19 protein-coding genes and 1 pseudogene are annotated in these 21,145 nt (G+C 62.0%); 10 read left to right on the top strand and 10 right to left on the bottom strand.

What is annotated here, in order from left to right; translation table 11 throughout:
* The first annotated feature begins 162 nt into the window (after nt 1-162).
* The gene (locus tag V6M50_RS13765; protein ID WP_332819139.1) at nt 163-900 is read left to right on the top strand and encodes a hypothetical protein; all 738 of its coding nucleotides are present in this window, start codon (nt 163-165) and stop codon (nt 898-900) included.
* A 398-nt stretch (nt 901-1,298) separates the two neighbouring features.
* Here V6M50_RS13765 and sciP read toward each other — a convergent pair whose 3' ends face one another.
* Nucleotides 1,299-1,571 carry a CtrA inhibitor SciP gene (sciP, locus tag V6M50_RS13755; RefSeq protein ID WP_332819138.1) on the bottom strand — a complete coding sequence of 91 codons (273 nt, stop codon included), beginning with the start codon at nt 1,569-1,571 and terminating at the stop codon, nt 1,299-1,301.
* A 211-nt stretch (nt 1,572-1,782) separates the two neighbouring features.
* Here sciP and V6M50_RS13750 point away from each other — a divergent pair, with 211 nt between their 5' ends.
* Complete coding sequence (locus tag V6M50_RS13750; RefSeq protein ID WP_332819137.1) at nt 1,783-3,309, top strand: tetratricopeptide repeat protein; 1,527 nt, start codon at nt 1,783-1,785, stop codon at nt 3,307-3,309.
* A 22-nt stretch (nt 3,310-3,331) separates the two neighbouring features.
* Here V6M50_RS13750 and V6M50_RS13745 read toward each other — a convergent pair whose 3' ends face one another.
* From V6M50_RS13745 to V6M50_RS13735, 3 genes are all read right to left on the bottom strand, one after another.
* Nucleotides 3,332-4,048, bottom strand: a complete 717-nt coding sequence (locus V6M50_RS13745) for a cistern family PEP-CTERM protein (RefSeq protein WP_332819136.1) — start codon at nt 4,046-4,048, stop codon at nt 3,332-3,334.
* A 483-nt stretch (nt 4,049-4,531) separates the two neighbouring features.
* Complete coding sequence (locus V6M50_RS13740; RefSeq protein ID WP_332819135.1) at nt 4,532-4,882, bottom strand: hypothetical protein; 351 nt, start codon at nt 4,880-4,882, stop codon at nt 4,532-4,534.
* Between the two features lie 26 nt (nt 4,883-4,908).
* Nucleotides 4,909-6,198, bottom strand: a complete 1,290-nt coding sequence (locus tag V6M50_RS13735) for a hypothetical protein (RefSeq protein ID WP_332819134.1) — start codon at nt 6,196-6,198, stop codon at nt 4,909-4,911.
* Between the two features lie 399 nt (nt 6,199-6,597).
* On the opposite strand from V6M50_RS13735, the gene V6M50_RS13730 reads away from it, so the two are divergent.
* Nucleotides 6,598-7,299 carry a hypothetical protein gene (locus V6M50_RS13730; RefSeq protein ID WP_332819133.1) on the top strand — a complete coding sequence of 234 codons (702 nt, stop codon included), beginning with the start codon at nt 6,598-6,600 and terminating at the stop codon, nt 7,297-7,299.
* A gap of 387 nt (nt 7,300-7,686) precedes the next feature.
* Here the strand turns inward: V6M50_RS13730 and V6M50_RS13725 are convergent, their stop codons facing one another.
* Together V6M50_RS13725 and V6M50_RS13720 are read right to left on the bottom strand one after the other, a co-directional pair.
* A complete protein-coding gene (locus tag V6M50_RS13725) occupies nt 7,687-9,960 on the bottom strand; it encodes a YadA family autotransporter adhesin (RefSeq protein WP_332819132.1) in 2,274 nt (757 codons plus the stop codon).
* 68 nt (nt 9,961-10,028) lie between these two features.
* The gene (locus tag V6M50_RS13720) at nt 10,029-10,616 is read right to left on the bottom strand and encodes a hypothetical protein (RefSeq protein ID WP_332819131.1); all 588 of its coding nucleotides are present in this window, start codon (nt 10,614-10,616) and stop codon (nt 10,029-10,031) included.
* Between the two features lie 110 nt (nt 10,617-10,726).
* Between V6M50_RS13720 and V6M50_RS13715 the strand changes: the two genes are divergently transcribed.
* Nucleotides 10,727-11,362 (top strand): response regulator transcription factor, encoded by a 636-nt coding sequence (locus tag V6M50_RS13715; RefSeq protein ID WP_332819130.1) that lies wholly within the window; start codon nt 10,727-10,729, stop codon nt 11,360-11,362.
* Nucleotides 11,363-11,591: 229 nt separating this feature from the next.
* Entirely contained in the window at nt 11,592-13,196 is a 1,605-nt protein-coding gene (locus tag V6M50_RS13710; protein WP_332819129.1) for a sensor histidine kinase, read from the top strand.
* A 209-nt stretch (nt 13,197-13,405) separates the two neighbouring features.
* Here the strand turns inward: V6M50_RS13710 and V6M50_RS13705 are convergent, their stop codons facing one another.
* Nucleotides 13,406-15,028, bottom strand: a complete 1,623-nt coding sequence (locus V6M50_RS13705; protein WP_332819128.1) for a GMC family oxidoreductase — start codon at nt 15,026-15,028, stop codon at nt 13,406-13,408.
* A 245-nt stretch (nt 15,029-15,273) separates the two neighbouring features.
* Nucleotides 15,274-16,083: an alpha/beta fold hydrolase gene (locus V6M50_RS13700; RefSeq protein WP_332819127.1), complete on the bottom strand. Its 810-nt coding sequence runs from the start codon at nt 16,081-16,083 to the stop codon at nt 15,274-15,276.
* 141 nt (nt 16,084-16,224) lie between these two features.
* Between V6M50_RS13700 and V6M50_RS13695 the strand changes: the two genes are divergently transcribed.
* Entirely contained in the window at nt 16,225-16,701 is a 477-nt protein-coding gene (locus V6M50_RS13695) for a MarR family winged helix-turn-helix transcriptional regulator (protein ID WP_332819126.1), read from the top strand.
* A gap of 17 nt (nt 16,702-16,718) precedes the next feature.
* Here V6M50_RS13695 and V6M50_RS13690 read toward each other — a convergent pair whose 3' ends face one another.
* Nucleotides 16,719-17,651 (bottom strand): LysR family transcriptional regulator, encoded by a 933-nt coding sequence (locus V6M50_RS13690; protein ID WP_332819125.1) that lies wholly within the window; start codon nt 17,649-17,651, stop codon nt 16,719-16,721.
* Between the two features lie 99 nt (nt 17,652-17,750).
* On the opposite strand from V6M50_RS13690, the gene V6M50_RS13685 reads away from it, so the two are divergent.
* Nucleotides 17,751-18,128 carry a nuclear transport factor 2 family protein gene (locus tag V6M50_RS13685; RefSeq protein WP_332819124.1) on the top strand — a complete coding sequence of 126 codons (378 nt, stop codon included), beginning with the start codon at nt 17,751-17,753 and terminating at the stop codon, nt 18,126-18,128.
* Nucleotides 18,125-18,913, top strand: coding sequence for an SDR family oxidoreductase (locus tag V6M50_RS13680; protein ID WP_332819123.1), 789 nt, complete (start codon nt 18,125-18,127; stop codon nt 18,911-18,913). The genes V6M50_RS13685 and V6M50_RS13680 overlap by 4 nt, the downstream gene beginning before the upstream one ends.
* Nucleotides 18,914-19,129: 216 nt before the next feature.
* Here the strand turns inward: V6M50_RS13680 and V6M50_RS13675 are convergent.
* Nucleotides 19,130-19,443: pseudogene (locus V6M50_RS13675) on the bottom strand (integrase core domain-containing protein); the annotation flags it as partial.
* A gap of 155 nt (nt 19,444-19,598) precedes the next feature.
* Between V6M50_RS13675 and V6M50_RS13670 the strand changes: the two are divergent.
* Both V6M50_RS13670 and V6M50_RS13665 read left to right on the top strand, forming a co-directional pair.
* Nucleotides 19,599-20,171, top strand: a complete 573-nt coding sequence (locus V6M50_RS13670) for an RNA polymerase sigma factor (protein WP_332819122.1) — start codon at nt 19,599-19,601, stop codon at nt 20,169-20,171.
* Nucleotides 20,168-21,130 carry a FecR family protein gene (locus V6M50_RS13665; protein ID WP_332819121.1) on the top strand — a complete coding sequence of 321 codons (963 nt, stop codon included), beginning with the start codon at nt 20,168-20,170 and terminating at the stop codon, nt 21,128-21,130. The genes V6M50_RS13670 and V6M50_RS13665 overlap by 4 nt, the downstream gene beginning before the upstream one ends.
* Nucleotides 21,131-21,145 lie beyond the last annotated feature (15 nt).

Here is a 21,145-nt window from a genome sequence, read left to right as displayed (position 1 = left end):
AGCGAGGCCAAGTTGGAAACGCGAACATAGCTTGGAAAATTGCGGAATATATGAAAGCCTCACTGAGGCGGCATCCATTCGGATGATCCGTTCGGGCCTTGGGGGAGAGGCACGCTATGAGCACGAGAAAGGCTTATTAAGTCGATCGGGAGCGACAAATTTATGAAGCTCCTCAACGAGAAGTTCTCGATCGATTGGGCGTTTCATTCGTTTCGCGGCCAAGCAACCAATTGTCAGATTGCAGACAATTACACCCGCGAGGATCGCGATCCTGCAGTGAAACGGGCAGCCAAGTCAGTGGAAGCTTTCTTTGACTTGCTGGACAAGGAGCATGCCAAGACGGCTGCGAAACAGCCAGTGACTGTGCCGGGACAGCCGATCCAAGTTGGACCGCACGACGCCGGTGTCCATCCGCGTTATGCGCCGGTGAACCACCCTTGGCGAAACCAGTTCCCAACGATTCCGCGCAATAGCCTCATTGCAAATCCCTCCGGACGATATCGGCCAGCGACAATGTCGCCCTTCAATCCGAACCGTTGGGGAGCCAATCCAATCATTCGGTCACCCAATTTCGGCACCCAGCCGCGAACGATCGCACCCGCCCCTGCGTCCAGGTCGACGTACATGGATAGCATTAGACACGGGATAAACCCGATTACCCGCGACATCATGGGTGGGCGTATTCAGCCCACTGTTCGCCCGAGTTACATACAACCAAGACCGGCGGCGCTTCAGCGTGGGGGAAGCGGCTGGGATCCAAGCAGATTCGGGTTTGGTACGCAGACAATGAATCTCATGGATCGATGGCGGCCCGACCGTCGCATTATGGTACCAACGCAATACGGCAGCAGCCGGTATGAGTTTAAGGGATTGATTGACCGCGGCTCACGTGACTTTTGATGAGCGGCAGAACTTCAAGCTTGTGTCGTGGGCTTCGATCAAGGTCGCGCTTCACTTGCCGTAGACCCGCCTCCGACGAATCGCTGCAATGGTGGACGGGAACCTTCTGCTTTCGCCTTCTGTGCTCTCAGGAGCCGTCAGTCCCCTTTCGGCCACATCCGGCGCCCATCTCGGGGCAGATGCGCGGATGCCGCATGGCCGCGAGCTCGACGGCGGACGCGACCGGACGGTGGGCACGATTATCGGCGCTGCCGGTGGCAGCCTTCTGGGCCGCGCCATCGACCGCGGCGAACTCAAATGTCGTTAGAAAAAGCGGACGGCGCGAGAAGGACCAACTAGCTCGCGCCGTCCTGCCGAAGCCGCGCACAGTGGGGGTGGCGCGGTATCGGCCAATCAGCCTATGCATCATCGCGGTAGCGTTGAGCCTTGGTGACCCGAAGCCCGGCGATACCGGCGCGATCGATCGATCGGCGCCAGGCGGCGAGCTCTTCGAGACTCAGCCGATATCGCTTACAAGCTTCGTTGAGGCTCAACAATCCGCCGTCGATCGCGGCCAGCACCTCGGCTTTGCGCCGGCTGACCCAGTATGTTGTTGCCGAGGATGGCAAATCCTCCAGCGTCAGCGGGCCCAATGGTCCCATGACCGACGTTGGCCTTGTGCTTTCGAGCACCGCGAATTCTCCATTCGCACGGCTTGCGCCGCTTCGTGTGCCCCCCAGCTGAAATCTGCCGGAATTGGGTTAAGAAAAGCTTGCGGAGAGGTGCACGATGCGATGAACCGCTCGATGTCCACAGCGCGTCAAGGCTATGGATCGGGCTTAACGCGCCGGTGATTATTGTTCATTAGGCTCGCTCGCGAATGTTCCAAGGAGCCCGACCTAAATGCGCCGCCCGCTATCGTTGATTTTGCCCGCGCTTGCGCTCCTTGCCGCCTGCCAGCCGGAGCGCGGCGCACGCCTTGCAGAGGCGCAGCGCTTTTACGCCGAAGGGCAATGGGCCGACGCGCGCATCGAGCTGATGAATTTGCTGAAAGTAGATCCCGACAATGGCGCGGCGCTAAGGCTGATGGCGCGCATCCAGATCGCAAGCGGCGACGGCGAGGGAGCAGCGGCTACTCTCGCGCGCATCAACGACCAGGCCCCATCGGCTGAACTGGCGGATATGCGGGCCGAGGCCGACATGCTGCGCGGTCGGTGCCGCGGCCTGCTGGCCGTGACGCCGGGCAAGGAGCCGATATCTGCGACGCTGCGGCGGGTGCGCGCGCTGTGTGCGATCGACGTTGGCGATATGGTGGCGGCAGGGAAGGAAGCCGCCTCCGGACTGGCCGCTCATTCTGGCGACGCCGGACTCCAATTGGTGGCTGCGCGTCTTGCCATTCTGCGCGGCGACATTGCCGAAGCCGAACGGCTAATCGGAGCCGCGCGAAAGGCCAAGGGCGACGGTTTCGAGATCGAGATGGTCGCCGGCGCGCTCGATCAGCGCCGCGCCAATGTGAGCGGGGCACTGACGCATTATGCGGCGGCCGAGAAACGGAACCCGCTCAACAGTGGTCCGCTTGCGGCACAGGCCGAGTTGCTGGCTGCGGTCAAGGACAAGGACGGACTGGCCTCGGCCGTCGATCGCCTGCGCCGGATAGCGCCCCAATCGCCGGCGACCGCGATCGCGGCGGCCCGGCTCGCCCTGCTGCGCGGTGATCCGCGGGCGGCGCAGGAGGCATTGCTCGCGGCACGCCAACTCACGGGCGACCGCCCTGCGATCCAGCTGTTGACGGGACAGGTCGCAATGGCGGCAGGCAATCACGATATCGCGATCACCGAAATAACGCGATACCTGAACAGCGGCGCGCGCGACGAGGATGCCGCGCTGATGCTGGCCGCCGCCCTTTCGGCAACGGGCGACCCCAAAGGCGCGATGATGGCGCTCAAACCGCTGGCCGCTCTTTCCGATCCGTCGCGTCCCGTTCTTTTGGCGCTGGCGCGCTATGCAAAAGCTGCAGGGCAGACCAATGCCGCCGCAAGCTTTGCCGCACGCGCCGCGAAACCGTCGCCCAAGCGAACGGCCAATCTGCTCGTCCGGGCCGACCGGGCACTGGCCGCGAACGACTGGAAAGGGGCTATCATCGCCTATGGGGCGCTGATCGACCGTGAAGGCGTCCGACCCAATGCGATAATTCTAAACAATCTGGGCTGGGCGCATTTCCAGGATGGACAAACCGACAAGGCGATCGCGCTGCTGAGAGACGCGCTCAAGCAGGCGCCCGACAACGCGTCGGTGCTCGACAGCCTGGGCTGGGTGCTCTGGTCGTCGAATAAGGACCGCACGGTGGCGCGCAGCTATCTCGCCAAGGCCCATCGGCTGGCACCTGCCAACGCCGTGATCAAGGCGCATTGGGAGGCGGTGAACCGCTGATCCGCTGGCTACGGCCTGCCGATCAGGCGGCCACGAATTGCGGGGCGGACGACGGGCGCCGACGGCGCAGCATCAGCGCACCGACGCCGAGCGCGAACAGGCCGAACATGCCGGGCTCGGGAACCGGGGTGCCGCCCGACGAACTGCCGCCCGACGAGGTGCTGATCGTGCCGCTGCCGACCGCCGACGTGGTCGCGCCGGCGCCGCTGATCGACTGATAGCGGGCGAAGAAGTCGCTGAGCGTTAGCGAGGTGATGGGCGATGCAAACGACAGGGTCAGCGTGCCCGAACCCGAATCGCCGAGACCGACGCCGCCCCCGCCCCCGCCGGCGCAACTGTTGGTGCCGCCGCCGCCCTTGAAACATACATCGACGCTTCCGACGTTCGGGACGTTCGAATTGAGTGCGGTCACGCTGTAGGTGCCGGTGCTCGACGCGCCGCTGATGGTCGGATCGGTGTTGAAGCCGAAGCCCGAAACACGCGAGTCCGTGATCGGCGCGCCCGAGGTGTTGGTCACCGCGTAGCCCAACGTATAGCTGGTGGCCGTCGTCCCGGTCAGCGTGAAGACGATCTGCGACGCCAGTCCGTCGATCGCTCCGCTGCCGGTATAGCCATTATAGTCGACCGTGAAGCTCTTGTTGAGATCGCTGTTGCCCAACGTGATCACGTCGGCCTGTGCGATGCCGGGCAGCGCGGCGAGCGCGGCTGCGGCTAGGACGGGCAAAATACGGTTCTTCATGACAACCCCCTGATTGGTTACCGCCGCGTAAAGAAATCGGAAGCTCGGGCCAACCCCGAAGTCGAAAAATCCCTGTGCCAACAAGGGATTCACATCAAGATATGACCCCAGCTGAACTTGGCCCGTGCTCCGCGGATATTGCGTCGAAGGATTAGCTTGCGTTCGGTGACAGAAACCAGCCTAGGTCTGCTTTCCCAAATTTGAACGCAAAAGCCGACAGACAGCAATCGGCCAGATCCGGCGGTAGGGCAAGCTGGCGCGCTCGATGCAGCTGGAATGTCCGCAACGGCGTGTTTTGCGGATAGCCGCTTCTCGGCGCGAATACCGGAAAGCGGACCTCCCATTAGATTGGCTTAGTTATAACGCCTACATTGAGAGCTTGTCGCTGGCCTTCTACCAACTCTGCCCGATATCGTCATTCAGCCTCCACCGCCTCGGCGGCCGGGTCATTTTTCAAAGCTTGGACCGGCGAAGGCCCCACAGCTATTCGGTCGCACCGCCCAAATCTGTATCTTTAATCGACACATAGCCGGTGTTGGTCAATCGATCGAATGAGGTCACGCCGAGACCGCGCAAATGCGCCACCGCGGCTACGAATAGCGATGATGTGAGGTCCGCGGAGCTGAGAAGTCGATGTCGGTAAAAGCCAAAAACCTTCACTTCGCGCGACAAGAATGCCGCTTTCCCGGGTTCGTCCGTATACGCCCGAGCGACGAAGCTTCTCCAGCCTTGTGAGAACCGATAGACGTCATACTCATAGTGCCAGTCATGCATGCCGTCGGCATCGGTAGCAGAGGCATCAACATGACGATCGATGCTGACGTGCATGCGCATCTTCAAGGGCATAATGACTGTCGGATTTAATTCAAAAACTGTCCGGTCGCGACATCATATGTTCGGGAGGTCGATCCATAATCGCTGTTAAACCCAACTGTGAGAACAATGAATTTCCTCTCGTCTATCGTGATGCCGGATGTGCCATTAATCCTTATTGTCGAGATTGCCGATCGATTGCGGAACCCGATATAAGAAAGCTGATTTTTGTCTTCGTGCATCAGCGTATCGCCCAGCGCATGTTCGAGCGCCGCGAAATTCGTATCGGAGACGCGGAAAGTCTCCTCGGGCTTGATCGAAGCACTGGTCCCGTCCGGCCGGGAATCCACGACTGCGCCGCGCATGGTGACGTCGTCATAGGCATTTTCCTGGGACGGATTTTCGATCGTCAGCTTCACATAGTCCTTGTAGATATTCATGCGATAGATTTTCCGGTTGCCAGCATAGGCTATTGTACGATCATATGCCTTGTGGAGCTTCTCCTTATCGAAATTTCCCTCGTCGCGCCCGGTGATCGTTTTCGGCAGATCCTGCACGAAGGTCGCCACCGTCTCGATCCCGCCCGTCACGAGGGCGAAGGGAGCCAAAAACCCAAGCACAAGGAAGCCCAAAGTTGCGATCAAATTGGCGGTTAACCGCAACGGTGACATCCGGGCAGACAGACGCAGTTCGCCGCCGAAGAACCCCGTGCCTTTGTCGGGATACGATTTCTCGGCTTTTTGCGTCTTGTAGGCGGGGGGCGGCTCGGCGGCTTTTTGCTGCCAATCCTCGGGCGGGTCTTTGTCGATGATCCCATAACCGGGGCTCTCCGGATCCTCGACAAACACGACAAAGCGTCCGGTGTAGAAATTGGGAAGCTCGCCCATAGTGATAAACTGGCGGATTACCGTTTCGTAGGGGGCGCCATGTTCCGGAAACACCGTCAGCGTGAAAATGAACATGTGATTGAAGTTCGAAACCGTCAGCCCTGCCTCTTCAAGCTTGCCGACGCGCGCCAACACGCGCCTGCCAGGCGAAATTCCGCCCTCGGCAGATTCGAGAATCCGGTTCGCGATGCCGCTCTGTGCGGACTCGAGCATCGGTTTCAGATTGCGCGATATGCTCGTCACGAACACGCCGGTGAACAGGAAGCTTGCCGCGATGAATCCGATCACCACGAATGGTATCCATGAATCGGGTGCAACCCCGTTCGCGCCGGCAACGATGAAGCCGACAAATGCCCCTATCGCCATCCACAGCGCCGCCAGAAAGAGGAAGCGGCGCGGATTGAATCGGGCCTTCGGCGGGCTTGATGGGGATTTGCTTTGCATCAACATGGATATGGTCCGTCGTCAGAGCGTCTGGCACAGCTCGCGGCGTAAATCAGAGAGTGCGAGCCTCGTTTTAATATTGATATTATGAGGCAATCTTGCGGCGCTGCAAGCGTCGGTGTTCGATGCTTCTGTTTGAAAGGTAGCCGAGCAGTCCCCCGCGAATGTCCGTTTCTTTCAATTTCTTGCCAAAAAGCGGCCTGTCCGCAAGCGGCCAACAGCGCTGTTTTCATGAGCGGAATAGATATTGCTCGTTATCGCAAAAGAGCTCCGTCGCCCCGACAGCGCCGCCTTCGTGTTTTTCTCGGAAAGCCACTGAACATCGCCTGACGCCGCCGTTCAGTCCCCTGACACCAGCCGGGGCGCTTATGGACAGCAAGCTGGGGGGCCGAATGGAGAAATCACATGAAAACTCTTCTATTAGGCTTGGCCGTTTCTGCCGCAGCGATAACAGGACCCGCCGCCGCACAGAATCCAAACAGCGGTTATCCAGACCGTGACGGAATCTATGGGGATGACGACCGCAGTGGTCGCGGCAATATCTCGGCGCGCATCGAGCAGCTGCGCGAACGAATTCAGGCTGGCGTGCAGTCCGGGGCGATCAGCCGTCAAGAAGCTGCGCCGCTTTGGTCGGGACTCCGGTCGTTGAACCAGTTGGAGCGCCGCTACAGCCGCAACGGGCTGAACAATCAGGAGCGGCAGGAACTCCAAATACGCCTGCGCTCGCTCCGCCAGGATGTCCGCCGAGCGGATAACGGCGCGAGCGGACGCTATGAAGCATGGGATCGCGACAACGGGCGTGACGATGACCGCTACGACGACCGGGACTATGATCGTGGCGATCGCCGGGACGACGACCGGGACGACAGGTACCGGGAACCTCAACAGCGCGGCGGGCTTGGCGGCGTGATCGACGGTGTGCTTGGAAGAAACTCCGGCAGGCTGGAGGTCGGCCAGCGGGCGCCTTCGGACCTGTATGGCGTCCCCTATGAGTATCGCGATCGGTACCGCGATACGGATCGTTCCTATTATCGCTCGGACGGGCGCCAGATTTATCAGATCGATGCCCGCACCCAAGCGGTCATCCGCATTCACGCGATGAACTAGATTTACATCGTGCCCCGACCGGCTCCATGCTGGTCGGGGAACTTTGCTTTGAGCTGGGTGCTAATGTGGACTCCTCGAATGTCCGCATTTGCAGAACCCTTAACCAATAGCCGACGGGCAGCTATCGGCCAAGTCGAGCCGAAGAGCGGCTCGGCAGGAATGCGCCTCAAAGCTGCCGTTCGTCGACGACCACAAGATCGTTGCCTTCGCGCCACATCGTCGCCATTGGCTATCGAGTTTCGAGTGCCTGAAAGTGAAGGTTCGCGTGACCCCCCGATACCAAGCGCACCGACAATTCAAGTGCAGAGAGTCAGCCCTCCAAATTGAAATGCCACTCAGAATTTCGAGTTCGTCGGGTGTCTGGCCTTGCGACCGCTGACCGACCTATCAGAATTCGCCAGCAACGCCGACGCGGACAGCCGTATTCTTGCTTCCAGCATGCGAAACACCGACTGTGAACGCAAAGGGATTTTCGGTGGTGAAGCGGTGGGCAACCGATGCGCCCAGCGCTTGTTCTCCTCGAAAGGTCGCGAGGTTGAACGTATAACTGGTCTTGCCGGGTTCTGAAGGCATGGGGGCCGGGACCAGCGCCACCGCCGTCGCGGTGCCTCGCTGCGCATCGCGGCGGTCGCGATCGGTAATTGCATAGAGGTCGCCGATCTGGGCCGTGTGGGTTGCAGCGAGCGCTTGCAGACCTGGAATGGCCGCAGAGCTCATTGATTCCAGCGAGGTCAATCGCGTATTCTGGGTCGCATTGACGGTCTGAACATCCGCAATCTGGGCGGTTTGGGTCGAATTGACATCCTCGATGGCGGCTATCTGCACGTCTTGCGCGGCATTTTGCGCTAGAGCAGTGCTGGCGTTTGCAGCTGCGCCGGTGGCCGTCGTGATCGCGGTATTAGCGGTAGTCAGCGCCGTCGCCGCTTCGGATCGGGCGGTGTCTGCGGTCGATTGCGCGGCAGCCGCATTCGCCAGCGCCGTGGTGGAATTGCCCAGCGCGGTCGCCGAGTTGGCCAACGCGAGATCGGCACTGCCCTGTGCGGCCGTTGCAGCAGCAGCGACGCCATCGAGTTGAGATCGGTTGACGGCATCCGTCGCGCCAATGCCGTTTGCAACATTTGTGACCCGCCGTTCGGATCCGGCCGCCCCAACCGACACCGTGTTCGCCTGATCGGCGATTGAGCCGCCGCCGAGCGCGACGCTGTTGGCGGCATTGGCCTGCGCGCCATTGCCCAGCGCGACATTGCCCGCGCCATTGGCAACACTCAAATTGCCGATCGCGACCGCGCCGTCGCCGGTTGCTGTATTGTCGGCACCGATGGCGACAGCACCCGTCCCGACGGCGCTGTTCGGATCGCCGATCGCGACCGCGCCGTTGCCGGTGGCGGTCTGGCCCTGGCCCAGCGCGACCGCGCCGTCGCCATTGGCCGCGTTGCCGCCCGATATGCCCTGCAGCGATCCCGTACCCGAGCCGGCGGTCACCGCCCCGCCGCCGCCGGCCCCGGCGATGGCGGCGTTGAGCTGGTCGAGGTTGACCGCATCGGTGCCGCTCGTCCCGGCGGCAAGGTTGGTCAGCTGTCGCTCAGCCCCGGCATTGCCGATGGAAACGCTGTCGTCGCGGTCGGCCAGCGAGCCCCGGCCCAGAGCGACGCTGCCCAGCGCCGACGCGGTCGCGCCCTGACCAAGCGCGGTGCTGCCGTCGCCGCTGGCCTCGCTGTTCGTGCCGGTCGCGGTGCTCAATACGCCGCTGGCCTCGCTGCCCGCGCCGGTTGCGGTGCTGCCGAGGTTGCTCGCCACGCTGTCTTGGCCGAGCGCCGTGCTGTTGTCGCCGCTGGCCACGCTGTTCTGTCCGGCGGCGGTGCTGTCCTCGCCGCTCGCGGTGCTCGACTGGCCAAGCGCGACGCTGTCGCCGCCGCTGGCGGTGCTGTCCTGTCCGGTCGCGGTGCTGTTGGTTCCGTTCGCGGTGCTTTGCGCGCCGGTGGCGGTGCTGTTGGTGCCGCCGGCCGCGCTCTGATATCCGGTCGCGGTGGCGAGTTCGCCGGTGGCATCCGAGGCGGCTCCGGTTGCGGTGCTTGCCACTCCGCTCGCGGTGCTCTGCGCCCCGAGCGCGGTGCTGGCGGAAGCGGAAGCGTCGCTCTGCTCGCCGATCGCGGTAGTCAGCGAGCCGGTTGCCTCGCTGAGCCGCCCGACCGCCGTGCTCTGGTTGCCGCTCGAGACGCTCGACCGCCCGATCGCGGTGCTGAAATCGCCGCTGGCGGTGGCGCCCGCCCCGTTGGCGGTGCTCGACGAGCCGCTCGCGTCGCTGTCGTGGCCGGTTGCGGTCGCGGACGGGCCGGTGGCGGAACTGAACGCGCCGGTTGCGGTGCTGTCGTTGCCGACCGCACCGCTGAAGTAGCCGGTCGCGGTGCTTTCGTCGCCGATCGCCTGGCTCTGCGCACCGGTCGCGGTGCTGAGGTCGCCGGTAGCGACGGCGGTGGCGCCGACGGCGGTGCTGTTGAGTCCGTCGGCCGCCGAATTCACTCCGCATTCGGTCGAATTCAGATCGGGGCCGACGTTGCACGGTGCGGTGCCGTCCGCTTTGGCGGGGCTGCCCAGCGCGAGCGCGCCCGCCGCAGCTCCCGTCAGCAAAGCCCCACGAATTTTCATCGATACATTGGCCATGCCATTTCCTTTCAAAGCATTAGCGATTCCAGTGGTCGTTGTCATCGGTCGGTCTCCTGTTGATCCGGTCAGTTCGATACGATGGAAGCGGGCGTCCGTTCGGGCACTGACCCGGTAGCGCCTGTGTCATTTGCCCAAAGCTGTTCGATCTCGCGCCGGACCTTGCGGCACCACCACCAGCCGAAAATGCCGAGCGGCATGAGGATAAGGCCAAGGATCGAAACCTGGTCCCTGGTGCTGATGTACAATATGTTGAGCACGAGCCAGACGATCGCGATGAATGCGAAGATCATGCTTTGGTCACCGGGATAAGCATGGACCTCGCGGCCATCGGCGAAGCGGACGCCGTACAGGCCCTTCACGCCCATCGACTTGAACAGATAGGAACGCCCCTGTGCGCCTGCGACAAGTTCCGCCGCCACGCAGTCCTCGACGACGACCTTCTTCAATTCTTCAGCTCTGCCATTGGCGTTCTGGAAGGCCAGCCGCGCGAAATAGGTCTTGCCCTTGCGCGACCATTTGGTTTCGGTGGCGGTCAGGGCGCCTTCTATCGTCCAGACATTCATGGGGAAAATACCTCCTGCAGATCCATCCGGCGTCTGCCGATCCGTAATCGGCGGTTCACGGTCTCGATGGGCGTGTTGATAATCCTGCAATCGGCGTGCTGTCTTACCCTGATCAGGGTATTGGGCAGACGGCACCGTTGCGGTTAATAAGCGCGAAGCAGAGTGGGCCGCTCCTGCGCAAAGCCTTTTGGAGTTCAACGATGATCCGCGTTGCCATGGTCGAAGACGAACAGGGCGCCATCGACCGGGTCGAGCGCGCGCTGACCGATGCCGCCGACATCGAAATCGTCGGGATCGCAATGACCTTTGCGGAAGGGGCCAAGCTCGTCGATGCCGGGGGCTATGATGTCTTGCTGTGCGATCTGGGGCTGCCCGATGGCAGCGGGATCGACCTGATCCGGAAATCGGCGCAAAATTTCGCCGATGCCGATGTGCTGGTGATGACCCTTTTTGCCGAGCAGCGAAAGGTGCTCGACAGCATCCGGGCCGGCGCGCATGGCTATCTGCTCAAAGACCAGCCGCTCGAGGAGTGCGCTGATGCCATTCGCGAAATCCGGCGGGGCGGTTCGCCGATCAGTCCCATGATCGCGCGGCAATTGCTCGATCGCATGCAACCCACCCCGAAGGAGGGCGATGTAGCGCTTTCGGAGCGCGAACTCGATATATTGAACATGCTCGCCCGCGGGTTTTCTAACGCCGAATGCGCCGGGCTTTTCGACCTCTCGCCATTGACAATTGCGACGCACGTCAAGAACATCTACCGCAAGCTGGAGGTCAACTCGCGTGCAGAAGCCCTGTTCGAAGCGTCGACGAGAGGCCTCATCCACCGCGATTAGGCTGCTTTTGCTCCTGTGTGTGCTGGCTTGCTTCGCGAGGCCAGCCGATGCTGCGCCTATACGCCCAGCGAACCAGACCTCGACAATCGAATTCCGACAGGCGGAGGCGGTTTTCGATTCCGGGCTCGATATCCCGACATCGGGATGGAGGGCTCAATCCATCCCCCACACATGGCCCCTGACCGACGCACAAAAGAAACAGCAGGCCTATCAGGCTGTCTGGCTGCGCATGCGGTTCGACCGGTCGGCTCTGCCATCCGAAGCGCTGGCGCTGCTCACCCAGGACAATCGCGAACAGGTGATGATTTTCGTCAACGGCACCGATATTTTTCGCAATTTTGCGCAGCCGGGTGAAAGAACGCAGGCGTGGTACCGACCCTATCTTGTCCCGATTCCGAACCATGTCCTGCGCAAGACCGGCAACGAGATCGTCGTCCGGGTCGCCACGCGCTATGTTCTGCAAGCAGGCCCCATCGTTATCGGGCCCGAGCGTGAACTCAAAAATCATTATGCATGGCTGTATTTCTGGAGAGATTCGGGCGTGCGGATGGTCAATTTCGCCATGCTGGGACTGGGGGCGGTCGCCTTCCTCGTCTGGCTGTTCAGGCGCAATGAGCCCGAGTATCTTTTTCTGACACTGGCGTCGGTCATCTGGTTCGCGAACGACTATCAATTTTTTGCGACCCTATCGCCGCCCAACGAGCATCTTTTTGCGGTCGCCTCGGACTTTGCGATTTATCCCGCGATGGTCGCTTCGCTGGGCTTTTGCCTTCTCTATCTGAAGGACCCGCACAGCTGGAAGATCATCATCGGTTCGACCGTGATCGGCATCGGCCTGTGGTTCCTGTTCTGGCTCGGTATAATCGACAATGGCGGGTTCTATCTTCTTTCTCATGCCGTGAACCTGGCGGTGTGCGCGAAGATCATATTCGGGCTCAGGCGGTCGAGCCCGATCGAACATTGGCTGACCGTGCTGATCCTCGCTGGCCTGACGGTCGGCGATGTCCACGATATGGGGCGCTTCAAGGGCATCGATTGGTGGGATGGGCTCGGATTCTACATGCAGCCCTTCACCGGATTCGTGTTTTGCGGCGCGTTCCTGCTATATTTTGGCAGGCGCGCGGTGATCGCCTTTTCATCATTGGAAAACGTCAATCGTGATCTTGAGAAACGAATTTCCGTGGCCCGCCGGGAACTCGTCGAGAGCGAGGAAGCCCGCCATATCCTCGAAGTAGAGCGCGCTCTGGAGGGAGAACGCGAACGCCTGATGCGCGAGGTGCATGACGGCATCGGCTCCAACCTGGTCACGGCGCTGGCCATCGCCGAGCAAGAGCGGCAACCGGGAACCACCGTCCGCACGCTCAGGCGAGCAATTTCCGACTTGAAGCTCACCGTTGACTCGCTCGAACCGGTCAACGGAGACATTGTCCTGCTTCTCGCCAATTTCCGCCACCGGCTCGAACCCGACCTGCGGCGGGCGGGGATTGCGATCCGGTGGAACGCCAAGCCGTGCCGCAATCTGCCTTGGCTCGATGCAAGCTCGGCGCTGCACGTCCTGCGGGTGTTTCAGGAAGCGGCGAGCAACGCCGTTTCGCATTCCGGCGCCACGACGTTGGCGCTTGGATGCCGGGAAGAAGAACGCGCCGGACGATGGGGTGTTGGGGTGTTCGTCAGCGATAATGGCTGCGGTTTCGATGCATCCACGCTGGGCGATCATGGCAAAGGACTTGCAAGCATGCGGGCGAGAATCGGGTCGCTTCACGGCGAGTTCGGTTGTTCGTCATATAAGGGCGAAGGCACGACCGTGTCGGTTTGGCTGCCGTTGGAACGATAGCCACGAAACGGGCCGGGACATCCCGCCGCAGCCCGGCACGTTTAGGAAACATTGATGAACTCTGGGGAGTTGACGACCAACCGATGGCAGGTTTTGCGGTTTCCCCGCTAATTGCGGACGGTCCGCAACCGGCCAAAACCAAACCTCGGCTCACGGACGGGATAGCCCTTCGGCGGGATCGCTCCGGCCGAAGGGTTGCGGTGACTGCCCTACAGGCCGTGCGTGGCGCGGACGCGCGCGGCAGCTTGTTCACCGATGATGGCGCAAGGGGCCTGCGTATTGCCGGTCGTCACCCGTGGCAGAATGGCACCGTCGGCGACACGCAGGCCTTCGATCCCGTAGACGCTGAGCGACGCATCGACGACCGACATGTCGTCCTGTCCCATCTTGGCGGTGCCGCACTGGTGCCAATATGTGACCGCGGAATCGCGGATGAAGGCATCCAGTCTGTCGGTGTCGCGGTCCTTCGGCATGACCTCGCCGTTGACGAAAGGCTTGAACGCTTCGCCATTGCCAAGCTCGCGGCAGAGCCTGACGCATTCGCGCGCCGCCGCGATGTCGGCGGGATCCGACAGCATGTTGGCGTCGATCGCCAATGGCTTGGCCGGGTTCGCATCGCGCAGGAGAAGGCGGCCTCGGCTCTTCGGCTGCGCAAGCCCCGCAAACATCGTCCATCCATGCTCGGGCACGCCGAGCTCCGCGGTGCGTTCACTCGGTACGGGAAATTCGACCTGGCAGAAGAGCAGGTCGGGACCATCGAGTTCGGGGCGACTCTTCCAATAGAGCGTCGCCTCGCTTCCGCTGTTTCGCGGCGCCATCGGTTCCGAAAGCTCCCACATGCAGCCAAAGGACACATGATCCTGCATGTTGCGCCCGACACCGGGCAGGTGCTGAACGACGGGAACCGAATGCCGGCCGAGTTCGGAGCGATCGCCGATGCCCGACAACATCAAGATCTTCGGCGTGTTGATGGCGCCGGTCGACAAGATGACCTCGCTTCGCGCACCGACCGAAAATATCCGGCCGTCCTTTTCGATCTCGACACCGATCGCGCGGCGCCGATCGAACAGGATGCGACGGACATGCGCGCCCGTCATGATCGTCAGATTGGGTCGGTCCGAAAAGGGGTGCACATAGGCGCGATACAGCGACTGGCGCCGGCCGTCGCGAATGAGCATATCGGCGATCGCCGCTCCGCCCGGTCCTTCCATCATCGCGCCATTCGGGCTCGCGAATGTCGGGATGCCTTGCTCCTGCGCGGCGCCTAGGAGAGCGTGCGCGAGCGGGCTTGGATCACGCGCCGGCTGCACCCAGACCGGACCGTTAGTGCCACGAAAACGCGCATCGGGTGCGCCTTGCCAGTTCTCGATGCGGCGATAAATGTCGAGCACCGATTCATAGTTCCATGCGGCGTCGCCCGCCTCGGAAGCGAAATGATCCCAATCGCTTTTGTGACCGCGCGCCCAGACCATGACGTTTACGCTCGATCCGCCGCCCAAGCCCTTACCCATCGCCATCGACAGTTCGCGGCCATCCAGATGCGGATTGGGTTCGGCTTGGAAGCTCCAGTCGCGTTCGCTGCCGAGATTGGTCGGCCAGAGCGCGGGGTTGAGCACGGACTCATGCTCATCGCTCCCGCCCGCTTCGATCAGGAGGACTTGGACGCCAGCATTCTCGGCGAGGCGGCGGGCAATAACCGAGCCCGATGCGCCGGCGCCGCAGACGATGAAGTCGTAGCTGCGCTTGAGCTCCGCATTGAGCGTCGCTTGGTTCTCGCGGGCGCGCCGGGCAAAGTCGGAGTTTTGGCTGGGGAGAGCCTCTGTAATCATCATTCGTTCCTCTGGTTTTAGGGTGTTGCGGTTCGGGGAAGTGCTGGTCGCGGTTTTGTCGGCCGCGCTGAACCGGCGCGACGGACTGCAGCTGCGTCGTGGCGCAGCCCGTTTCGTCCGCTGTTGATCCGACAGAATAAACCGGCCGAAAATTGTCGCCTTGCGTGGCTATTGAACGGTAGGCGAGACCTTTCGGCCCCGCCTACCGGCGCCCTGCCACCCGGGGGAGAGGGCAGGGCGCTAGACGGTTATCTGGATTTGCCCGACGCGGCCTGCGCGGCCTGGTCGATCACGTCCGCCACGACTTTCGGCTGGGTCATGAAGACGGCATGGCTCGCTTGAACCTCGGTGACCTTGGCGCCGATGCGCTTTGCCATATGCTGGAGCATGCGCTGGTCGAACGCCTTATCGTCGGTCGCAATCACGGCCCAGCTCGGCTTGTTGCGCCATGCGGCCTGGGTCAGCTTGGTGCTGAACGCCGACATGCTGATCGGAACCTGCGAGTCGCGCATGAAGGCGGCATCGCGGTCGCTGGTGTCGGCCGCGAACCCGGCCTTGAACTTCGCCAGATCGATGAAGCCAAAACCGTCGCTGTGGGTGTCGAGCACGAACTCGGGCGGCGTGACGAACCCCTGATACTGCTGAGCGGTCGTTTCTCCCGCGTCAGGGGAGAGCGCCGACACATAGACAAGGCCCGCCACCTTCGGATCGACCCCGGCTTCGGTGATGACGGTGCCGCCCCAGCTATGGCCGACGAGGATGGCCGGACCGTCCAGCCGAGCGATCGCGCGCTTCGTCGCCGCGACATCGTCGGCAAGCGAGGTCAGCGGGTTCTGGACGACCGTTACGCGATAGCCGCGGTCCGTCAGCTCGTCATAGACGCCGCGCCAGCCCGACCCGTCTGCGAAGGCGCCATGGACGAGAATGACGTTGCGCACCGGCTGGGTCGCGGCGATGTGACCGGAATGGTCAGCCGTCTGCGCCGACGCGGTGAGGGGGAAGGAAGCTGCAGCGGCCGCGGCCGCGATAATGGTGCGGAAATTGTTGAACAGGGACATCTGATCTCTCCTATGTTGCGATAACAGTTATTGCGATAAATGATTAGATAGGGTGATTCGGACCGCTTGTCCAGAAGAAATATATCGCGATATTTATTTTTGCGATTCAGTCGCTATATTGGCGGTGAAATGGAGTTCGTGATGACCACCGACAATCCCCCTGTGCCGCTCGACGATCAGCTTTGCTATGCGATCTATTCCGCTGGCATGGCCGTTCAGCGCGCTTACAAGCCGCTGCTCGACGAGCTCGGGCTGACCTATCCGCAGTATCTCGTGCTCAACATATTGTGGCGCGAAGACGGGCAGCCGATCGGACGCATTGCCGACCAGCTCGCGCTCGAATCGAGCACGCTGACGCCTTTGCTCAAGCGGCTCGAAGCGGCGGGGATGGTGAGCCGGACCCGAAATCCGTCGAACGAACGTCAGGTCGTCGTTGCGCTCACGGATACGGGGCGAGCCCTTCAATCGAAGGCAGGCTGTCTCGGTGATGCCCTGCTGGAGGCCTCGGGTCAGTCGCCTGCCGCCCTTGGCGTTCTCAATAAGGACATCACGGCCTTGCGCGATGCCGTCTATGCCAATGTCGGCGGCTGGGACCTCACGATGGGCGAAAAGGCCTGATCAGCGCATAGCTGCCATCAGGAGGACGCGGCACTGCCGCGACCGCGGGCGTTCACGGAAGCCAGCTCGCGCGCCAAATTGAGAAAGGCCGCAAGACCCGCAGAAGGATGTCTTCGGCCCGGATAATAAAGGCAGAGGCCCGGAAAGGGCGGTGTCCAATCTTCGAGCAGGCGGACAAGCGATCCGTTGTCGATATCGGCAATGACGTCCTGCTCGAAAAAGAAGCCGATCCCGAAGCCCGCCAGCACCGCAGCACGCGATAGCGTGAGATCGTCGAATGTGATGGAGCCGCTCACCTCGACCTGCGCGGTGTCGCCGCCCTTCTCGAAATGCCAGCGGTAGAGCGAGCCATCGGGTAAGCGGACGCGGATACAGGCGTGGCCAGGTAGATCGGTCGGCACCAGCGGTCGTGATCGCGTGGCCAAATAGGCGGGCGAGGCGACCACGGCGAAGCGCTGCGCCTCGCCGAGCGATAGGGCGATCATGTCGGTCGGGACGAGCGAGGCGACGCGAATGCCGAGGTCGAAGCCTTCGGCTACGATGTCGCGCAGCTGTCCCTCGGTTACGAGGTCGACATGCATGTCGGGATAGCGGCGGGAATATTCCAGGAGCAAATGGGTGAGAGCAGGCGAGCGTGCGGCAAATGGCGGCGCATTGATTCGGAGCATGCCGGACGGCGTTTCTCCACGCGCACGCACGATTTCGATCGCCTCACGGACGTCCAGAAGCGATGGCCCTAGGCGATCGACAAAGACGCGTCCGGCGTCGGTCAGTGCCACGCTGCGCGTCGTTCGGTTGAACAGGCGCACGCCGAGATCGGATTCGATCCGCGCGATCATGTGGCTGAGCGCGGTCGTCGACATTCCGAGATCGATGGCCGCCTGTCGAAAGGATCCGCGCCGCGCAACGGCCAGCACAGCATCAAAGTCCCGAAGCGCCAGTCGCGACATTATCCCGAATCCTTCACTAGCTCATGCTTGATTGGCCCGCTTATCCGAACAGTGGCCTGTCCCTAATATGGAAGCAAGTCAAACCGAAGGAGACATGCCATGACTATCCAAAGCGATTCCGATGCCAATCAGCACGACGCCAACGCGCTTGTAGCGGCGATACCGAGGCCCATCGCCGACTATATTGAGGCGAACGCACGGCTCGATGTGGAGGGCATGCTGAAGCCGTTCGCGGCCGATGCCGTCATCCTGGACAACGGACACCGTCACGCGGGCCACGCCGAAATCAGGACCGTGTTCGAAGACGAGGTCGTGGCAGTAAAGGCGATCTTCACGCCGGATAACGTTCGCCACGAGAACGGCAAAATCGTGGTCGAAGGCCCTGCCCATGGCGATTTCAAGGGCAGCCCGATCCGCTTCACCTATGGCTTCACGCTCGAAAACGACGCCATCAAGACGCTGGAGATCACGCTATGAGCATCCAAGTCGATCCGGCCGAGTTCGCTGGAAAGCGCGTGCTCGTCAGCGGCGGCACCAAGGGATTGGGCCGCGCCACCGTCGAGCGCTTCCTTGCGGGCGGCGCCCGGGTGATGACCGCCGCCCGCGGAAACCCTGAGCCCATTGCTGGTGTCGAATTCGTCCGGGCCGATCTGACGACCGCCGCAGGTGGAGAAATGCTGGCTGCAGCGGCGGTCGCGCACATGGGCGGCGTCGACATCCTTGCCCATGTGATTGGCGGCTCCGTCGCGCCGGGCGGCGGCTTTGCCGTCCTGACCGACGACCACTGGCTCGCCGAACTGAATCTGAACCTTCTGGCAACTGTTCGCCTTGATCGCCTCTTGGTCCCGCAGATGATCGAGCGGGGGGACGGCGCGGTGGTGCACGTAACCTCCATCCAGTCAGTCCTTCCTCTTCCCGAGTCGACCACTGCCTATGCTGCCGCCAAGGCCGCGCTCAGGACTTACAGCAAGTCGGTGTCCAAGGAACTCGGGCCGAAGGGCGTGCGGGTCAATATCGTCTCCCCCGGCTGGATCATGACCGAAGCGTCCGAGGGACTGCTGAAGCGGTTGCAGGCCGCCAATGGCGGTACTATCGAGGAGGCGCGGCAGGTCGTCCTTGACGGGCTGGGCGGAATCCCGATCGGCCGGCCGGCCGATCCTCATGAGGTCGCCGACCTCATCGCATTCCTAGCCTCGGATCGCGCCGCCGCGATTCACGGCGCCGAGTTCGTCATCGACGGCGGCACCGTTCCGACCGTCTGAGGACATCGCCCCGACGTTCGGCCTCGTGCGGACGTCGGGAAAGCGCGGGCCGGGGGTGTCGGTCTCCGCGCTTTGTGAACAAGCAGAAGATTCTTGACGCTCTGAGCTCATCCGGTGCGGCGGAGACGTAATCGTCTGCTTTTTCGATTTCGGTTCCAAAAGCTGCCTGACTGCAATCGGCCAAAGCCCGCTAACGGCCAGAGGCGGCTTCGAGATTTATGGACTGCTCGGTACCTTCGGGGAGTCAAGCGTTTCGGGCATTATGGTGACCCTCAGAGCCATGTAAGGACGGCTAACGTTGTAATCGACCCTCCAGGCTTCGATCAGCCGCCGCGCCTCGGGGATTTTGGCCAACCAGTGAAGGTTCAGGCACTCGTCGCGCAGCGACCCATTGAATGTCTCGATGCTATCCATCGGTTTCCCGCGCCGACCAAGTCGATCCGAACGCAATGGTGGTAAGCCCATAGATCAACGAGACGGCCGGCAAATTCGCTGCCATTATCTGCGAACAGATGGCGCGGCGCTGGCCGTGCGCGCTGCGGGGCAATCGGGCTGTGCGGCTTCTGATCGGAGGCGAGACGTGCCGGTGGCAAAAATAAATGAAACGCCGCCGAAGCATTGTTACGGGTTTTGGGTGGTCGAGGGTCTTCTAACTGAATGGATGTGTGGATGACCGGTCGATGCGATGATTGACGACGAAGGCTTGCAGCGCTGGTTCTGCGAAGACGTGCTGCCGCACGAAAGCTCGCTCATGCGCTATATTCGTCGCAATTGCCGCGATGCGGAGGCGTCGATCGACGTTCGTCAGGATGTTTATGTACGCGCGTTGAACGGCGCGCGGCGAGGGCTGCCGGTCGAGCCGCTCTTCTATCTCTTCACCATCGCCCGCAACGTCCTGATCAACCGCGCGCGCCGTGCCAAGATTGTCTCTTTCGAACTCGTCGCGGACCTCGAAGCCATCAATTGGGACGATTTGGCCTATTCAAGCGAGCGTCAGCTCGATGCCCGCGATGAACTGCGCCGCACCCAAGCGGGGCTCGATCAGCTTCCGCCTCGGTGCCGCGAGGTGGTGACCTTGCGGAAGATTGAGGGGTTTTCGACGAATGAAGTCGCCGAACGTCTCGGAATCAGCACGCATACGGTCGAGCGGCAGCTGACCCTGGGAATGCGCGCTCTCGTCGATTTCATGCTTGGCGGCGAAGGCCGGATCGTCCGGTGGAAAAAATCCGACCCCGAACCGAGAAAGATAAATACATGAGCCGCGCCGCCGATATCGAACAGCGCGCGGCCGAATGGCTGATGCGGCGCGGCGAGCCCGACTGGTCGAGCACCGACCAGGATGCGCTCGAGCAATGGCTTGCGGAGTCGATGGAAAACAAGGCCGCGTTCTGGCGGCTCGACTTCGGCCAACGGCAAATTTCCTGCTCGGGCGCTAATGATGTCGAGACGCCACAACCCGTGTCGATAATACAGCGACGCTGGCTTGCGCGCGCGATGGCGGCAGCGGCATCGATTGCGATCGTCGCCGGGTTGGGCTGGACGATCTGGCCGAGCTTGCGCCCCCCTGAACCCCGTGCACTGCTCGCGGAAACCGTCGTCGGCGGGCGCGGGCAGATGAGCTTCAGCGACGGCAGCAAGGTCGAACTCAATACGTCGAGCCGCGCGCGCGCCGCCTTCGGCGCTAGAAACCGCGACATCTGGCTCGATCGCGGGGAAGCCTATTTCGAAGTCGCGCACGACAGGACGCGGCCTTTCACTGTCCACGCGGGAAACGCACGCGTCACAGTTCTCGGAACGAAATTCAGCGTCCGGCGCGATGGCAATCGCGTGATCGTCGCCGTAGCCGAGGGGCGCGTGCGATTGGAAAATGGCGAACCCAGCGCCGCCGGTAGCGCGACGCTGATCACCGCAGGTGACACGGCCATCATGCGGGGCGATGCGATCCTGCTTGCTTCACGGTCAGCCGATCGCGTCGATAACGAGCAGGCGTGGCGACACGGCATGCTGCGTTTCGATCAGGAGACGCTGGCGAACGTGGCGGCCGAGTTCAACCGGTATAATCACCGGCAGATCGTTGTTGCGGATCCCGAGGTTGCCGGCCTCCGCATTGGCGGAGCATTCCATGCCCGCAACGTCGACACTTTTGTCCGGTTGTTGCAGGACGCCTATGGCCTTCATGTCGAAAGAAGGGGCGACGAGATAAAAATATCGAACTGAGCCGTTACGGGGTTC

Origin of the sequence: Sphingopyxis sp., from assembly GCF_036675685.1 — a bacterium.
Lineage (GTDB): Bacteria > Pseudomonadota > Alphaproteobacteria > Sphingomonadales > Sphingomonadaceae > Sphingopyxis.
Note: the sequence above shows the minus strand (reverse complement) of the source record. Positions and strands in the feature narration are given on the sequence as shown.

Coding starts and splice junctions, on each gene's coding strand:
- V6M50_RS13680 (WP_332819123.1), top strand. CDS start 18,125: ATGAGCATCCAAGTCGATCCGGCCGAGTTCGCTGGAAAGCGCGTGCTC.
- V6M50_RS13710 (WP_332819129.1), top strand. CDS start 11,592: ATGCGGTTCGACCGGTCGGCTCTGCCATCCGAAGCGCTGGCGCTGCTC.
- V6M50_RS13735 (WP_332819134.1), bottom strand. CDS start 6,198: ATGTTGATGCAAAGCAAATCCCCATCAAGCCCGCCGAAGGCCCGATTC.
- V6M50_RS13765 (WP_332819139.1), top strand. CDS start 163: ATGAAGCTCCTCAACGAGAAGTTCTCGATCGATTGGGCGTTTCATTCG.
- V6M50_RS13745 (WP_332819136.1), bottom strand. CDS start 4,048: ATGAAGAACCGTATTTTGCCCGTCCTAGCCGCAGCCGCGCTCGCCGCG.
- V6M50_RS13750 (WP_332819137.1), top strand. CDS start 1,783: ATGCGCCGCCCGCTATCGTTGATTTTGCCCGCGCTTGCGCTCCTTGCC.
- V6M50_RS13715 (WP_332819130.1), top strand. CDS start 10,727: ATGATCCGCGTTGCCATGGTCGAAGACGAACAGGGCGCCATCGACCGG.
- V6M50_RS13690 (WP_332819125.1), bottom strand. CDS start 17,651: ATGTCGCGACTGGCGCTTCGGGACTTTGATGCTGTGCTGGCCGTTGCG.
- V6M50_RS13685 (WP_332819124.1), top strand. CDS start 17,751: ATGACTATCCAAAGCGATTCCGATGCCAATCAGCACGACGCCAACGCG.
- V6M50_RS13705 (WP_332819128.1), bottom strand. CDS start 15,028: ATGATGATTACAGAGGCTCTCCCCAGCCAAAACTCCGACTTTGCCCGG.
- V6M50_RS13670 (WP_332819122.1), top strand. CDS start 19,599: ATGATTGACGACGAAGGCTTGCAGCGCTGGTTCTGCGAAGACGTGCTG.
- V6M50_RS13665 (WP_332819121.1), top strand. CDS start 20,168: ATGAGCCGCGCCGCCGATATCGAACAGCGCGCGGCCGAATGGCTGATG.
- V6M50_RS13725 (WP_332819132.1), bottom strand. CDS start 9,960: ATGGCCAATGTATCGATGAAAATTCGTGGGGCTTTGCTGACGGGAGCT.
- V6M50_RS13730 (WP_332819133.1), top strand. CDS start 6,598: ATGAAAACTCTTCTATTAGGCTTGGCCGTTTCTGCCGCAGCGATAACA.
- V6M50_RS13695 (WP_332819126.1), top strand. CDS start 16,225: ATGACCACCGACAATCCCCCTGTGCCGCTCGACGATCAGCTTTGCTAT.
- V6M50_RS13740 (WP_332819135.1), bottom strand. CDS start 4,882: ATGCGCATGCACGTCAGCATCGATCGTCATGTTGATGCCTCTGCTACC.
- V6M50_RS13700 (WP_332819127.1), bottom strand. CDS start 16,083: ATGTCCCTGTTCAACAATTTCCGCACCATTATCGCGGCCGCGGCCGCT.